Origin of the sequence: Acidovorax sp. HDW3, from assembly GCF_011303755.1 — a bacterium.
GTDB lineage: Bacteria > Pseudomonadota > Gammaproteobacteria > Burkholderiales > Burkholderiaceae_C > Paenacidovorax.
In genome coordinates, this window is the sequence record NZ_CP049885.1 from 1,827,820 (window position 1) to 1,842,384 (window position 14,565).

12 protein-coding genes are annotated in these 14,565 nt (G+C 60.6%); 2 read left to right on the forward strand and 10 right to left on the reverse strand.

Features of this window, described 5'->3' with window-relative positions:
• Positions 1–11 precede the first annotated feature (11 nt).
• Positions 12–512: a hypothetical protein gene (locus G7045_RS14615; RefSeq protein WP_205737178.1), complete on the reverse strand. Its 501-nt coding sequence runs from the start codon at positions 510–512 to the stop codon at positions 12–14.
• 320 nt (positions 513–832) lie between these two features.
• Between G7045_RS14615 and G7045_RS08335 the strand changes: the two genes are divergently transcribed.
• Entirely contained in the window at positions 833–1,972 is a 1,140-nt protein-coding gene (locus G7045_RS08335; protein ID WP_166159203.1) for a hypothetical protein, read from the forward strand.
• A 5-nt stretch (positions 1,973–1,977) separates the two neighbouring features.
• The gene (locus G7045_RS08340) at positions 1,978–2,790 is read left to right on the forward strand and encodes a GSU2403 family nucleotidyltransferase fold protein (RefSeq protein WP_166159204.1); all 813 of its coding nucleotides are present in this window, start codon (positions 1,978–1,980) and stop codon (positions 2,788–2,790) included.
• A 123-nt stretch (positions 2,791–2,913) separates the two neighbouring features.
• Here G7045_RS08340 and G7045_RS08345 read toward each other — a convergent pair whose 3' ends face one another.
• The 9 genes from G7045_RS08345 to G7045_RS08385 form a co-directional block, all read right to left on the reverse strand.
• Entirely contained in the window at positions 2,914–4,062 is a 1,149-nt protein-coding gene (locus G7045_RS08345; RefSeq protein WP_166159205.1) for an acyl-CoA dehydrogenase family protein, read from the reverse strand.
• Positions 4,059–5,180, reverse strand: coding sequence for a glucuronyl hydrolase (locus G7045_RS08350; protein WP_166159206.1), 1,122 nt, complete (start codon positions 5,178–5,180; stop codon positions 4,059–4,061). The genes G7045_RS08345 and G7045_RS08350 overlap by 4 nt, the downstream gene beginning before the upstream one ends.
• On the reverse strand, positions 5,167–6,363 hold the full coding sequence (locus tag G7045_RS08355; protein ID WP_166159207.1) for a CynX/NimT family MFS transporter: 1,197 nt from the start codon (positions 6,361–6,363) through the stop codon (positions 5,167–5,169). Before G7045_RS08355 ends, G7045_RS08350 begins: the two co-directional genes overlap by 14 nt.
• Positions 6,360–8,009 (reverse strand): class I adenylate-forming enzyme family protein, encoded by a 1,650-nt coding sequence (locus tag G7045_RS08360; RefSeq protein WP_166159208.1) that lies wholly within the window; start codon positions 8,007–8,009, stop codon positions 6,360–6,362. Before G7045_RS08360 ends, G7045_RS08355 begins: the two co-directional genes overlap by 4 nt.
• Positions 8,006–9,871: a CoA transferase gene (locus G7045_RS08365; protein WP_240919185.1), complete on the reverse strand. Its 1,866-nt coding sequence runs from the start codon at positions 9,869–9,871 to the stop codon at positions 8,006–8,008. Before G7045_RS08365 ends, G7045_RS08360 begins: the two co-directional genes overlap by 4 nt.
• A 16-nt stretch (positions 9,872–9,887) precedes the next feature.
• Positions 9,888–10,160: a MoaD family protein gene (locus tag G7045_RS08370; protein ID WP_166159210.1), complete on the reverse strand. Its 273-nt coding sequence runs from the start codon at positions 10,158–10,160 to the stop codon at positions 9,888–9,890.
• 26 nt (positions 10,161–10,186) lie between these two features.
• Positions 10,187–10,660, reverse strand: coding sequence for a Mov34/MPN/PAD-1 family protein (locus tag G7045_RS08375; protein ID WP_166159211.1), 474 nt, complete (start codon positions 10,658–10,660; stop codon positions 10,187–10,189).
• 33 nt (positions 10,661–10,693) lie between these two features.
• A complete protein-coding gene (gene moeB / locus G7045_RS08380; RefSeq protein ID WP_166159212.1) occupies positions 10,694–11,863 on the reverse strand; it encodes a molybdopterin-synthase adenylyltransferase MoeB in 1,170 nt (389 codons plus the stop codon).
• A 173-nt stretch (positions 11,864–12,036) separates the two neighbouring features.
• Positions 12,037–14,496: an aminotransferase class III-fold pyridoxal phosphate-dependent enzyme gene (locus G7045_RS08385; RefSeq protein WP_240919186.1), complete on the reverse strand. Its 2,460-nt coding sequence runs from the start codon at positions 14,494–14,496 to the stop codon at positions 12,037–12,039.
• Positions 14,497–14,565 lie beyond the last annotated feature (69 nt).

Genomic DNA, 14,565 nt, shown 5'->3' on the forward strand with positions numbered 1-14,565 from the left:
GTTCACCTGGCTCAGTTTTGGGTCGGCACTACCCTCAAAAGTGGCTCAGTTTTCGGTCGGCGCCAACAGGTTACGCCCAGAATCTTCGTCAGATCAGCTTCATTAGTTTGAAGCTTTTTCAGGTCTGTCGTGATCTTGTCCCGCTGCTTCTCGTAAAGCTCTTTCGGCGGGTACACCTTATCTGGGCAATAGCATTGATACCCACATCCCGTAGTCTTGGTAAAGCCTTCCAGACCATAGTCGCCGGGAGTCGCTGGAATATGGATGTAGCCGTCATCAATGAACTTGCGCTTGAAGACTAGCTGGCACAGCCGCTCCCAACTGTTCCCGTCAAATGGGCCATATGCAGTGTGGAACACGATTGCGTTCAGCCGTGAGGCGACACGGAAACACCGACGACCACCGCTTTTGACAAAAGCAGTGAAGATGCGGTTTGATAAACGCAATTTGTAGTGCTCAGCCCTGCGCGCAAGCGGTTCTCCCTCATCGTCACCGCTACGGATGCTGCGCAAACGTACCGCGCGGTGTTTGGTTTGTACACATTGTTCGATACAAATGGTTGCTTGTAAAGCAAGCAATCCGTCGGTTACCCATTCGCTCTTGACGAAGACGCATGACTTATGCGGATGTGGTGAGCAAGAAGACAGACGAGCGGGAGTCAGATACCATTGCTGGATGGAAACACAGCATCAGGGGTGACGCTGGAGCTAAGTGGATACCCCTTACACAATCACAGTTCGCGTAGCATACACTTTCCGAAATCACGGTCAACACGGCCAAGATAAAAAACACGGCCAAGTTAATTAAATTGGCCGTGTTAGAATCGATTTATATGCCAGCATCTCTTTCATCCAATAGGCATGCAGCGCATGCAGAGCAGTACGTTGCCAATTTCTTCCAGTCCAACGGTTGGTCTGTGGAGATGCAGCATGAAGACTCGCTCAGCGCCGACTTGCTCATTCGGCACGGAAAGCACCGATTCATCGTCGAAATCAAGGCACTATCCGAAGGTCGCCCAGACCGCGTGCTGCCGGTTCTCTCTATGGCGATTCTCCAAGCCAAAGCTGCAGCCGAGCTGTCCGGCAATGCCCTCCCCCTCGCAATCATCTTCGTGCCGGAAGCATCTCTGTCTTTGGCTAAGCATGTGGAGGTGTTTGCGCAGAAGTTCGCGAAAGATGTGTCTGTCGGAATAATCTCGGGACGCGGCGAACAATATTTCAGCGATGAGGTATTCCAGCAGCTGAACCGATTGCCAGAGGAGCCAAGCCGCGCCTCAGCCCGCCGCCCATCGCAAGCTATCAACCTGTTCTCGGACCTCAACCAGTGGATGCTGAAGCTCCTCCTGGCGTGGGAATTGCCGAACGGCTTGTTGAACGCCCCAAAAAAGCAGTTCAAGAACGGCTCCGACCTGGCCGACGCTGCGCAGGTGTCCGCCATGAGCGCTTCCCGATTCCTGCAGCAACTGCGCAGCGAAGGATATCTGAGCGACTCATCGCCTCATCTGAAGCTCGTTCGTCGCGAAGAGCTTTTCCGCCGTTGGGGCGCCGCCGCGATGCGCGCGTGTCCGGAGATGCCATGCCGCTTTCTTCTACGAGCCCCTGCTGCTCAGCAAATTCGAGGCTTGCTAAGCCACCATTCCAAAAACGCTTGTCTGGGATTTTTTTCCGCTGCCGATGAGCTGGGCATCGGGCACGTCAGCGGTGTGCCTCCGTATATATATGTTCCCAAGCTGCCCAAAGTGGGGGCATCGGACTGGCCAGGGTTGATGGCGTATCCATCTGATCGACCAGACTTGATCTTGCGTCAGGCATCTTTTCCGCAATCCACCTTCAGGGGAGCCGTCAATCACGACGGAATCTTGGTTACGGACATCCTCCAAGTATGGTTGGACGTGATGAACCACCCAACAAGGGGATCTGAACAAGCTGGCCTGATCTACAAGAAATATCTCCTGCCACTCGTCGGTAACTGAGTCTGATGAACGATCTAGAAGCTTTCGCGAAACTGGTTCAGGCCCTGGCAGCTTGGCGCCAGCAGCTGATCTTCATCGGCGGTTGGGGCCATCGTCTCCACCGACTAGATCCAAGGGCCAACCGGCCTGACTATCAGCCTGTGTTCACTCGTGACACGGACCTCGCCTTTGCAAACAAGGAGCCCATTGAGGGAGACATCAAGCAATCGCTCCTGCAGCATGGCTTCAAGGAAGAGTTGAGCGGCGACCATCGACCACCGGCGGCCCATTACACGCTTGGCGACGAGGCCAGCGGCTTCTATGCCGAGTTCCTGACACCTTTGGCGGGAAGCGGCCGCAAACGAAGCGGAGAAGCGGACGCAACCATGACGAAGGCAGGGATCTCGGCTCAGAAGATCCGCCACCTGGACGTCCTTCTGGTCGATCCCTGGATCATTAGTCTGGGACAGCAAGAGGGCGTTCCACTGCCAGAGCGAATTGATGTCCAGGTAGCCCATCCCTTGTGCTTCATGGTCCAGAAGTTCCTGATTCAGCAATATCGACCGGCGAACAAACGAGCCCAGGACGTGCTGTACATCTACGACACGATCGAACTCTTCGGCGCGCTGCTGGACGAATTCAATGAACACTGGAAGGCGCGAGTTGCACCGGCGCTTGGTAGTCTGGCCGATGACGTGCGAAAGATCAGCACGCAGACATTCGCTGAAGTCAACGACATGATCCGCGACGCCGCACGTATTCCTGCTGATCGCGACCTACCCCCTGAACAAATCCAGGCAACGTGCAGCTACGCCTTCGAGCGCATGTTGCGATCGTAGATTGTTCAATGCACGCACCGTCTCAACGCGAGTACGGCCGCTCAAACCATCGACTGAACGTGTTCAGCAATGGTTAGTCCATCGCGTATCGTAGTGTTGTTTGTCATAGGCCATGAAGAACTGTCACAGCAGCGCAGGGCCCTTCTCCAGCAGAGTGCGCGAAATCAAGATGCGATGGATTTCCGAGGTGCCGTCATATAGCCGGAAAACCCTTGCGTCGCGGAAGTAGCGTTCGATCGGCAGATCTGTGCAATAACCCATACCGCCAAAAATCTGCACCGCGCTGTCGGCAACATGCCCTAGCATTTCCGAAGCGAACAACTTCACCATCGAGACCTTCTCACGCGCGTCCCGCCCCTGATCAACCTCCCAGGCCGCGTTAAGGACCATCATCCTGGCGGCATAGATTTCGGTCTGCATGTCAGCCAGCATCTTCTGCACCATCTGGAAGCTGCCAATCGGGGCACCAAACTGTGAGCGCTGCTGCGCGTACTCGGCTGACATCTCCAACAGTTTCGAAGCCATGCCGACAGCCCTCGCGCCGACATAGGCAAGCCGCGCGACATTGATCAGGCCAAGCACGAGCGACATACCTCGCCCCGGTTCGCCGAGCAACTGCTCCGGACCAATCTGACAGTCGGTGAAGAACAACCCATGCTGATGGGTACCGCGATGTCCCATCATTTCTTGCATTGGTCCCACTTCAAGACCCGGCGTATCGCGGTCAACTAGGAAGCATGAGATGCCTTCCTCACAACGCGCCGTGACGATATAGGCGCTCGCGACATCGGCATCGCTGATGAAGTGTTTGCTGCCGTTCAGGATCCAGCCCTCACCGTTGCGCCTGGCCGTGGTTCGTATGCCGTTTGCGTCCGAACCGGCCTCGGGCTCGCTCATCGCGACCGATACATGGATATCGCCACGCATGGCGGTATGCAGGTACTTCTCGCGCTGGGCGCCGGTGCAACGGGCAAGGATGCTGGGCACGTGGCCGAACGCGCGCCGCGCCAGCACATCCTTGGTGCGGCCGATCTGCTCGTTGACCAGACAGAATTCGACGGTACTCAGTCCTCCGCCTCCCGTCTCCTCCGGCATGTGCATGGCCCACAGCCCCAGTTCCCGGGCCTTGCGCTTCAGGCCGTCGGCCACGCTGGGGTCAATCGCGTTGGTTCTCTCGATCTCGTCTTCGAGTGGGTTGAGTTCTTTCTCCACAAACCGCTTCACCGTGGCAATCAGCATCTGCGCTTCGTTGGGAAGGGAAAAATCGATCATGTCGTTGGCTTTCGGATTTTCGGCCAGGCCTGAAAGTCGGCCTGACGGCTCAAAGCGGTAGCGAGAAAATATGTGCCCCAGAGAGATTCCACCTGTTCAATGACGCCTGGACGGGTGGTGTAGCAGGCTCCGTGGAAGAGGCCGCGCAAGGAGCTGTCCGCGGTATCGTCGAGCACGAGGTATTCGCTGCGAACGATGGCGGCAAGCTGGGCGTGGGCGTGCCTTTCCAGATCGGCACCATCGGCTATCCGGGGGGCCAGAGTCTGCATTGCCACCACGGCGATGGCGGTGGCGGAAAGGTCGTACAGAACACCTCCGGCCGGCTGCAGCGGTCTGCCGTCCGGCCAGCGGCGCAACCAGTAGCGGCAGGCGCCCAGGGCAACGGTGACATACGGTTCGCCCCAAAGCACCGCCGCCTGCGCCAGTCCCAGCATGGCCCAGGCCTGCCCACGCGGCCACGCACCCGCCTCCCCTTGCACCTGCCAGCCGCCTTCGCTGAGAGATGCCTCGGGGAAAAACGCTCCACATTCGGTGGCGCAGACCGCGATCAGCGTGTCGGTATGCTGGCGGGCATGCTGTGCCGCATCCGCGCCGGCGTGGGCCAGCAGCGCAACAAGAGACGCAAGCGAGTCCACGCCGATGCAAGCGCGTCCTTTCACGCCCCCGCCCATCGCGGCGCCCAACGGTATGGCCCGCAATTCATGGCTATAGGTGGCGGCAAGGCGGATCGCGGCCTCCTGCAACAAGGCACCGGCATCCTCGTCGTGAAAGCCGAAGGCACCTCCCGCCGCCCCGTACCAGAAGATCAGGCTGCGATTGACACTGTCGACATCGAGCTTGTTGCGCAGATGTCGGCACAGTTCTGCGGCGTGCTCGCGATCCGCCGGGGCGTGGCCGACGAGTGCCCGCAGCCACCATAAGCCGCCCCAGAATCCGCCGACCCAGGATCCGCCCTCGCTCACCGTCCATTCGTCGGAACGTCCCGGCGCATAGAGCGGCACCCTCTTCGGAAACCGCCGCCCCAACACCTCCACTCTTGCGAGCAGCGCTTCCAGCGCGTTGCGGCACTCCTCGACGGACAAGGTGCCTTTGACTGGCAGGCGATCAAGCGGGTACACCGGCGCCTCTGCGGCGTCGCAATTGCGCCAGAAGCAACGACAACACGATACCCAGCGCCAGCACCACCAGCAAGGCTCCCCATGCGCTGCCCAGCGAACCGCTGCGGCGCGCCAATTCGCCAATGCTGGCAGGGCCGATGGCAAATCCAGCAAAGAATGCCGCCGACACCATCCCGGAGGTCGATGCAACGCTGCCGAACGCCCCGTCCCGGATCAGCATGCTCATGGCGATGGCGTTGGTCGCCACGGCGGTCAGCCCCACCCCCGTCACGGCCAGCCATAGAAGGGCACTGCTGGCTGCGTCCGCTTGCAGGGCAACGGCAATCGATATCCCGGATACCAGCAGGAGGCAAGCTAGCAGGAATGCCTCTTCTCGCAAGCGAGCTCCCAAGGGAGTCATCACCAGCCTGGACACTATGCCCATCACACCGAAAAGCGCCACCAGCGAACTCGCTTCTGCCTGAGCCATTCCCAGGCTCACAGCATAGAGCGGCAGATAGGTAATGAAGGCCGACAAGGCCATACCCACGCAGCACTGGATAGCCATCAGCAATCCCAACCGCAAATTCAAGGTGGTCGCAGCCACCTTAACCGCTTCCTTGACTGCGGGCTGTCCGATCTGGCGAAGTGCCAGAAGGCTCAGCATCAACGCAGGCGGCACCACCAATGCGAATGCCCCACGCCAGCCCAGCTGCAGCGCACAGATGGGCAGTACCGCTCCGGCAAAAAGAGCGGCCAATTGCACTCCGGACTGCTTGAGGCCGACCACAAATGCCTTGTGCTGCGACGCCACGCGTTGAGCGATCAGCAGGTTAGTCACCGGATTGGCCAGTGCCTGCGCCACCCCGAGCAATGCAGTAGCCAGCAGCAGGCTGTAGAAGCCTGGAAGACTGGCCATTAGCGCGAAAGTAAGCGCGACCGACCCGAACAGCATGGCAAGTCCGTAGCGCACCCCCACGCGGCTGACCAGCGTCCCGGCCCGAAGCGAGAGGACGGCTGCCACACCGAAGGAGCCAACCGTGAAATAGCCGAGCGACTCCGGGGCGATCCCCAGGTCGCGCACCAGTTGCGGGCCGAGTGCGCTGACGGCGTAGAGCAACAGCATGGGCATTGCCATAGCCATCACCAGCAGAGTCCGAATGCCGAGTTCACGCCCGGCGGGAGCAGCGGTGATAGCCGTCATGCCGCTACTCCTGCCTCGGATCCCACGAATTTGAGTTCTGCTGCCAGCCGCTTTTTGTCCACCTTACCTGCCGGACTGAGCGGCAGGCTCCGATAGAAGCACAGGTAATCAGGCAACTTGCTGGCCTCCAACCCTCGCTGGCGGAAATACAGATTGAGCGCCTCCAGCGGCGGCCGAGGCGAACCTTCCTTCATGGTCAGGCAAATGCAGACACGCTGGCCAAGGTCGGCGTCGGGCACCGCGATGCATGCCGAACCCACAATATCGGGATGCGAGGTAGCGATGTTTTCGATCTGGACGGGGCTGATGTTGGCTCCGCCCCGGATGATGATGTCCTTCTTACGGCCGGCCAGGACCAGGTAGCCCTGGGCGTCGAGATAGCCCAGGTCGCCGGTATGGACCCAACCTTCCTCATCGCGATACTTGGCGTCCAGTTCCGGCGCGTTGACATACTGCATCGGGCTCAGCGGTCCGCGGGCGACGATCTCGCCACATGCTCCCGGCGGAAGCGTATTGCTTTCGTCATCGATGATGCGTATCTCGCACACCGTGGGATTGGGACGGCCCACACTCCTGAACACAACCTCCGGCGGATCATCCAGGGTATTGTGGCAATTCACACCGTCGGCAGAACCATAGAGACTGACAAAGCTGCATCCGAAGGCCTCGACGCAGCGCTGGATGGTGGTTTGGTCGATGACCGAACCACCGCTGACAATGGCCCGCAGGCTGGATTTGTCCACCGCCGCCAGAGCTGGGTCGGCGGCAATGCGCTGGAACATGGTGGGCACTCCCAGCAGGTGGGTCGGTCTCAGTTCTTCGATGGCGCGAATGGCTGCGGATACATCGAACTGGGGCAAGAGCGCGATGCTTCCCCCAAGCCACGACAGCACACCGAAGGTCGCAGAGGAACCGAACGATGAACCCAACGGCACCAGGTACATGCCGCGGAAGCTTGGGCCGTCCGGATGCAGACGCTGGAGGAAGCGCCCCCGGCCGCCGACCAGGGCGTTGTGCGAGTATGCAACGAGCTTGGGCTCGGATTCGGTGCCCGAGGAAACCAGCAGCCGCACCGGGGTATCGGCGCATACTTCGGGCAATTCCTCATCGGTCAGGGGCGGCCCCTGAAGCAAGGCGTCCAGGCTATGCCAGCCATCCCTAGGGGCACCGTCCACGATCAGGAAACGCAGCGACAGAGCCATCGGCCGCAGACTCTCCACCAACTGGCACATGTCCATGTCAGCGTAATACGGATTGACGATGAAGGCGCGGGCATCGCAGCGCTTGAGCAACGACTCGATGTCCAGTCGACCCCGTCCCGGAGGAAATGGAGCCACTACCGCCCCCAGCGCAGCCACTGCCAGGTCGATCGCGCTGCTGTGCCAGCTGTTGCTCAACTGGTAGGCGACAACGTCCCCTGCTACGATCCCCATCGCCCGGAAACTACCGGCTAGGCGCAGGATCGCATCGTGCAACTGTGCGTAGGTGACGCGCTGGCCCGGAATGAGCACGGCCAGCGCGTCCGGCTGGTGCTGTGCCTGTTCGGCGAACAGGCGGTATACGGAGCGGCCCGGATAGAGGCCATCCGTCTTCCATTGCTGCCGAAGCGAGGGCGGGATCAGATCAACAATGCCTGCGCTGTTCATGTGAAGCTCCATGGAGAGTTGACCTGTGCATAGGCGCCGATGGTTATCGACCGGCTGGCCAGCGCGTTTACCGGCAAACAGGAGAGGTCTTCGACGACCCGGGCGGCCGGTACGCCCGCATCTTCGAATAGTGCTAACCAGTCCTCGGTCCGCTTTGCCAGAAGGGCTTGGGCCAGTTGTGGTACCAGTTCGTCGAGGTCGGCGGTGAGCGGCAGTCCCAGGACTGTGCACAACAGCGTCCGGCTCCGGCCGCAGCCGTAATGCACGGCCAGCAAACCGTCGGCGGTGGCAAATACACCGCAGCCGGCGACGCTTGGTGAAACGTCCCCGCCACTGATAGCAGCCTCCAGCACATCGGTGCAGAGCAGGCTGGCGGCACCGGCGAGCGAGGTGTATACGGAGCCCCCGGCATTGGCGACAAAACGCCCGAACAATGCTGCCGTGATGCCTTGTGCTGCGACCGCTCCGCCCAGCACATCGAGAGCGGTAAATAGCGTGCCACCACGTGTGCCGGACGCCGCAGCTATCCGGCTGGCAACCCCCGTCCAGGCTTGTGCCATGAAATCAGTGCCGGGCAGGCTGGGCGCATCAGAGTCGCTGCCCCAGCTTCCCGCGTATGCGTATATGAGCGCCGGCTGCACCTGGAGCAGATCGCCTTTGGCCAGCCCGAATTCGGTGGCCTTGCCCGGCGCCCAGTTGTGCAGGAAGACATCAGCGTCCCGCACAAGCTCTTTCAGTTGGGCTTGCCCCGCAAATGATTTGAGGTCGATCTCGATCACTGTCTTGAGGCGGTTGAGTGCATCAAAACGGGCCGAGCGCCCTTCAGCCATCGGCGGCATGCCCCGCAGGGAATCACCTCCGGGCGGCTCGACGCGGATGACTTTCGCTCCCAGCGAGGCCAGCAGATGGCCGGCCAGCGGCCCCTGGATACGGCGGCACGATTCGACGACGGTCAGGCCACTCAAAGGCAGATTGCCCGACCTTGTCGCAAGCCTTTCGCCTCCAGCCTGGTCGGTGAAGGAAAAGGCCCATGGTCCTTGCGCCAGCAGCAAGACGGCATCCGGGTCGCGGGCACGCTCAGTGAGCGTGCGCACTGCGCATAGCGCTATGCCGCTTTCACCTGCCAGTTCGCACAAGCGCGCATACGGGAGGGCAGCAACAGCAGCCAGCAGCGATGTGGGCTGGTGTGCGATTGCCTTGGCATAACGTAACTGGAAGGATCGCCATCCCGCGCCGGCCGCTTCCCGCGCAACACCGGCAGCGCTCCAGAAGCGCAGCCACGGCTCGGCTTCCAGGGCCTCCAGTTCGAACCGCACGCCGTCGGCCGACACGAAGGGTGGCTGTTCATCTGCGCAGAGCCGTCCCGGCAACAGGTGCTCGGTGTCTTCCGGTGCCGTGGCGCCGGCCAGGTACTGGCCGACGGCAAGCAATGCCGCAGCATACAGGGAAATATCGCAACGCTCGAAGCGCCCACCCCTCAACTGTCCAACGGCGCAGGCGATGGCGCCCTGCAGTGCCAGTACGCTCGCAAGCGTGGACACATAGTCCACCCCCAACGGGCGCGCGCCGCCGGTGGCACGACCATGAACCGACATCAGGCCGGACGCCGCCTGCAACAGCATTTCGCTGACCGGCCGGGAGTCTCCCTCGCCCCACCCATGCAAGGTGGTATGCACAGTCTTGGTGAATGGCGTCCGCAAGTCGAAGGAAAAGCCATTCGCCGTTTGCAACCCTTCGGTCTGCTCGCAGCGCATGCCGAGTGCGCCGGCCTGATAGCCCAACCGGTGGCACACTGCCGCAAAGCCCGGCGACGCAGCGGCGAAGGCGGCCCGCAAGGAGCAATCGATCAACGGACGTGTCATCGTGCTCATCCCTCGATCAGCCTCCTGCCACCGCCGGCAGGATGGTGACGTTGTCGCCATCGCGCAAAGCCGTGTCGAGGTTGTCGGTAAAACGCACGTCATTGTCATTGACGTAGATATTGACGAAGCTGTGTGCCTTGCTTTCGGCAACCAGACGGTTCTTGATGCCGGGATAGTGCTGGTCGAGGTTGTCGATCAGTTCGGCCAGGGTGCGGCCGTGGGCGGTGACCTGCTTCTGGCTTCCGGTGAGCGGACGCAGAATGGTTGGAATAGTGACGGCGATTTGCATAAACGTTCTCGGTTGTTTGAATGGATTCAGGCTGAGGCAACCACAGTCGGCATACCGGCATCAATCAGTCGGTTGAAAACATCGTCGCGGTATGAGCTGACGACTTTCACCCTTTCTTCGACGCTTCTGCCGTTGCAGATCCGAAAGCTGCGCAGGCTGGGTGCATGCCGACTGTCGGTGGAAACGATCAGGTAGTGCGCATTCGGCTCGGATGCGTACTGGATGTCCGCTTGGCTGGGATAAGCATTGCTGCTCGTGTGCGAGTGGTAGATGACGATCGGCTCCTCGCCGTTGTGCTCCATCTCCCGCCACGTCTTGAGTTGCTGATGGGGATCGAACTGGAAATAGCTTTCCGATTTCGCGGCGTTGTCCATAACGATGAGCCGCGCAGGGACGCCTGAGCCTGCGGGACCTGCCACGACACCGCAGGTCTCCATCGGATGGTCGGTATGTGCCTGGCGGACAATGGCATCAACCAACAGCTGGTGAATGATCAGCATCGTCTATCTCCTGGTGAAGGTGCCGGTTTCGGATCAGTACCGGGGGAGATGGGGTTCGACATTACTGATCCAGGCGATGATGCCGCCCTCCAGATTCCTCACATTGCTGAAGCCATGCCTCTGCATTTCCTGCAGCACCTTGCGAGACCGCGCACCGAGTTTGCAGTGGAGGATGATTGGCTCATCCTTGCTGAAGCGCGCCAGCACCTCCTGGCGGGCCATTTCGTCCTTGGGGATATGGAATGCACCGTCCATGCGCACCATGTCCCACTCGGTTTTCTCGCGCACATCGATCAATGTGAAGGGTTCGCCACGGTCGCGCAGCGCCTTCAATTCCTGGGCAGTAATGGACGGGACGCCGTCCCCGTCCGGAATGTCGCGTTTATGGCCGCAGAAAGCCTGATAGTCGGCAAGTTCGGTGATCGGCTTGCGACCGGGAGCGCGGCGCAGCGGCAGGAAGCGGTACTGCATGTCCAGCGCGTCGTAGACCGCGAGGCGTCCAAGCAGGCTGTCGCCGATACCGGTGATCAGCTTGACGGCCTCAGTGGCCATGATGGCGCCGATGGATGCACACAAAATACCCAGAACACCGCCTTCCGAGCATGACGGCGCCAGCTCGGGCGGTGGCGGTGCGGGATAGAGGTCGCGATAGTTGAGACCGGCCCCGCCGGGAGCATCCTCCCAGAACACGGTGGCCTGGCCTTCGAAACGGAAGATCGAGCCCCAGACATAGGGCCTTTTCGCGAGCACGCAAGCGTCGTTGACGAGATAGCGAGTGGCGAAGTTGTCAGTGCCGTCCAGGACCAGGTCGTAAGCCTCGATCAAGGCCAGCGCATTGCTGGCCTCCAGCCGCTCATGATGCTGAATCACCTTGATCCACGGGTTGAGTTCCCGAATCGCTACCTCGGCGCTTGCTGTCTTGTTGAGCCCCAGGCGGCTCACGCCGTGAATCACCTGGCGCTGCAGATTCGATTCCTCCACCACGTCGAAGTCGACGATGCCAAGCGTGCCGACACCCGCCGCAGCCAGATAAAGCAAGGCAGGCGAGCCCAGGCCGCCGGCACCGATTACCAGGACCCGGCTGCGTTTGAGGCGCTTCTGGCCTTCCAGACCAACATCCGGAAGCAACAGATGCCGGCTGTAGCGTGAAATCTCGGCCGCAGAGAGTTCCGTATCCGGTGCAACCAGTGGCGGCAGTTTCATTGCTTCTCCTCAGAGAGTTGTGTATGTCATGACTTTTACATAAATGAGAATGATTGTTAATATTATTGACAGATAGAAACGTATGCATTTCTGGCGACTTGCCCTCGGCGTAGTCCAAATACAAAAACGCCCCGGTGAAAGACCGGGGCGTCAAACAGTATCGAAGCGCACTTTCAGTCGAGGAAGGTCGACATGTCCTTGCACACCTTGGCGAATGCCTGAACAAAGTGCCTTGCCTCCGCTTCATCTAGCACCAAGGGTGGCTGGATTCGCAGCACTTTGTTGCTGTTGGCAGTGACGAAGGTCAGGATTCCATGCTCCTCTGAGAGTTTGCGCACGAAACGCATCACGAACATTTCTTCGAAGCTGTTCTCCAGTTCGGCCACCGCTTCGCGCAAGTGGTATCGCGCCTTATCCGAGAGCATGCGATAGGTAGCGCGAGCATCGCCTGGCATGCGGTTGGCAAACTCTTCGACAAAGGCGTCCACACCACCGGAAAAAGGGTTGTGGAACTCGATAGCCAACATGAGTCCTCGGCCCCGAACCTCGCGGATGAAGGGGTAGCCGGCCACTGCCTCCTGCAATGCGGCTTTGAGCATGCCGCCCACCCGCTCAGCGTGGGTCGGCAACTGCAGCTGCTCAATCGTGTCGAGCGTGGCCAAGGCAGCGGCGGATGCGAAATTACCGCCGCCGAATGTCGACGTATGCAATGCGAAGCGGCCGATGCTCCCGTAAGCTCGATCCCATAGCTCGGCCCTGGCCAGCGTGGCCCCGATCGGGACGGCGCCCCCCGAGAGCGACTTGGCGAGCACCATGATGTCCGGCTCCACGCCTTCCCATTCGCAGCAGAACATCTTGCCGGTACGCCCCAGACCAGTCTGGATCTCGTCGAGGATCAAGATGCAGTCGTACGTGGTACATAACTCGCGAACCTGCTTGAGGTAGCCAGCGGGCGGCACCTGCACGCCCCCCTCCCCCTGGATAGGTTCCAGGATGAGAGCGCCGACGTCGCCGTTCTTCAGCGCTGCTTCGAGCGCGGCCGGTTCGGCAAACGGAATGGCTTCGCAGCGCGGCAGGAGCGGTTCGAAAGGCGTACGGTGCTTGGCACGCCCGGTCACCGACAGCGCTCCCAATGTTTTGCCGTGGTAGCCGTTGTCGCAGTAGAGGATGCGCGGACGCTGCATGGCGGCCATCGCCAGTTTCAGCCCGGCTTCGATGGCCTCCGTGCCGGAATTGCTGAAGAAGACCCGTTCCAGCCTGCCCGGCACCAGCTCGCTCAGGCGCCTGGCCAGCTGGCTGGTGTGGTACGGGACAGAAACGTATTGCACAAAGGTGGGCCGCCCCTCGTCCAGGTAACGTTTGAGTGCCTGATTCACTTCTGGATGATTGTGTCCGGTGTTCAGGCATCCGTAGCCGGCGACAAAGTCGAGATAGCGGCGGCCATCCTGCTCGGTCAGCCAGCAGCCCTTGCCCTCGACGAACACGCGCTCGATATGGTTGAACCGGTAGAACTCACGCAGCATGGGATTGATGTGCTTGCCGAACAGATGAAGTATCTCGTCGCGCGGCGCCAGCACAGGCTCTCCCACATCGCCGACTGCGGAAGCAACTGCGGTGGCCGGGGAATGGAAACGCCGCAGCGGCTGGAAATCGGCCTGTGCCAGCTTGTGTCCACAGGCGATCATCGTATGGGGCGAGAACCCGTGGCTCTCGGCCAGACGACCAATTTCCAGCACCTTGTCCTCCGGCAGTTCGCGACCGATAGAGAATGCCTCAGCACGGCCTTCCAGGCCCAGGATCACCGTTTCGGCCAGGCACCCATTGAGAAATTTCTTCGGGGACAATCCCAAGCTTTCACCCCCGAACTTGACCCCGTTCCCGGCGGAAATCAATCCGCCGTCGATGATCAGGATGTCGTCGCGGCCGCCGCGGTAGGGCATGACGTCCTTCGGCAGGGCTGCGTCCACTACCACACTGCCTGGAGCCAGACGATAGGGGTCGATGACGCCTCCGCTGGAGGTGGCGGCAACATAGAACTGCGCCTTGTCATAGCAATGTTCGATGCTGTTGGTCGTGACGGCCCGCGATCGCAGGTTTTCCGGCAAGTACCGCAGAGCATCGTTGGCTTGCTTCGCGTCGCCACGGTGTACGAGCACCAGTTCGCAGCCCTGCTGACCGAGCAGCCTCGCCACGGCCAAGGCAATCGAACCCGGATAGCCGACAACAGCCACCCGCTTGCCGGCAGGCGAAACGCCCAGGCGCTCCATCGCATCGAGCATGTTGTGGAATGCCGCATAGGCGGTCAGCGAATTGCCGGTTGTCACCGGAATGCCCGTGTGCTCCAGTGTCTGCAATCCACGATTTCCGACAATGCCGGTGAAACCGCCCAAGCCCACCAGCAAAGCGCCACGCAATTTCAGCTCTTCCACGCCAGCGATTACACGACGAGCGATCTCCCGCGGCTGGGCGAGCATCTCTTCGGCTGTCAAAGGCAGGTAGTGCACCAGCCCTTCGCAAGTTGCCCCCCGGGTACTGACAATGCCCCCAAAATCGATAAACGGCACCAGATTCCTCCGCTGCCAGGCAACCTCACCATGATCGCCGCTCTGTTCCGTGATGATGCGATCGAGCATGTCCACGATCTTGACGTGCCGCTTCAAGCCGACCGAGGTCGGATGCGCAATAAATCCGAATTTCAACGT

What these genes read in the sequence shown, in the direction of transcription:
- G7045_RS08335 (WP_166159203.1), top strand. Translation starts at nt 833, where the DNA reads ATGCCAGCATCTCTTTCATCCAATAGGCATGCAGCGCATGCAGAGCAG.
- G7045_RS08340 (WP_166159204.1), top strand. Translation starts at nt 1,978, where the DNA reads ATGAACGATCTAGAAGCTTTCGCGAAACTGGTTCAGGCCCTGGCAGCT.
- G7045_RS08345 (WP_166159205.1), bottom strand. Translation starts at nt 4,062, where the DNA reads ATGATCGATTTTTCCCTTCCCAACGAAGCGCAGATGCTGATTGCCACG.
- G7045_RS08355 (WP_166159207.1), bottom strand. Translation starts at nt 6,363, where the DNA reads ATGACGGCTATCACCGCTGCTCCCGCCGGGCGTGAACTCGGCATTCGG.
- G7045_RS08360 (WP_166159208.1), bottom strand. Translation starts at nt 8,009, where the DNA reads ATGAACAGCGCAGGCATTGTTGATCTGATCCCGCCCTCGCTTCGGCAG.
- G7045_RS08365 (WP_240919185.1), bottom strand. Translation starts at nt 9,871, where the DNA reads ATGACACGTCCGTTGATCGATTGCTCCTTGCGGGCCGCCTTCGCCGCT.
- G7045_RS08370 (WP_166159210.1), bottom strand. Translation starts at nt 10,160, where the DNA reads ATGCAAATCGCCGTCACTATTCCAACCATTCTGCGTCCGCTCACCGGA.
- G7045_RS08375 (WP_166159211.1), bottom strand. Translation starts at nt 10,660, where the DNA reads ATGCTGATCATTCACCAGCTGTTGGTTGATGCCATTGTCCGCCAGGCA.
- moeB (WP_166159212.1), bottom strand. Translation starts at nt 11,863, where the DNA reads ATGAAACTGCCGCCACTGGTTGCACCGGATACGGAACTCTCTGCGGCC.
- G7045_RS08385 (WP_240919186.1), bottom strand. Translation starts at nt 14,496, where the DNA reads ATGCTCGATCGCATCATCACGGAACAGAGCGGCGATCATGGTGAGGTT.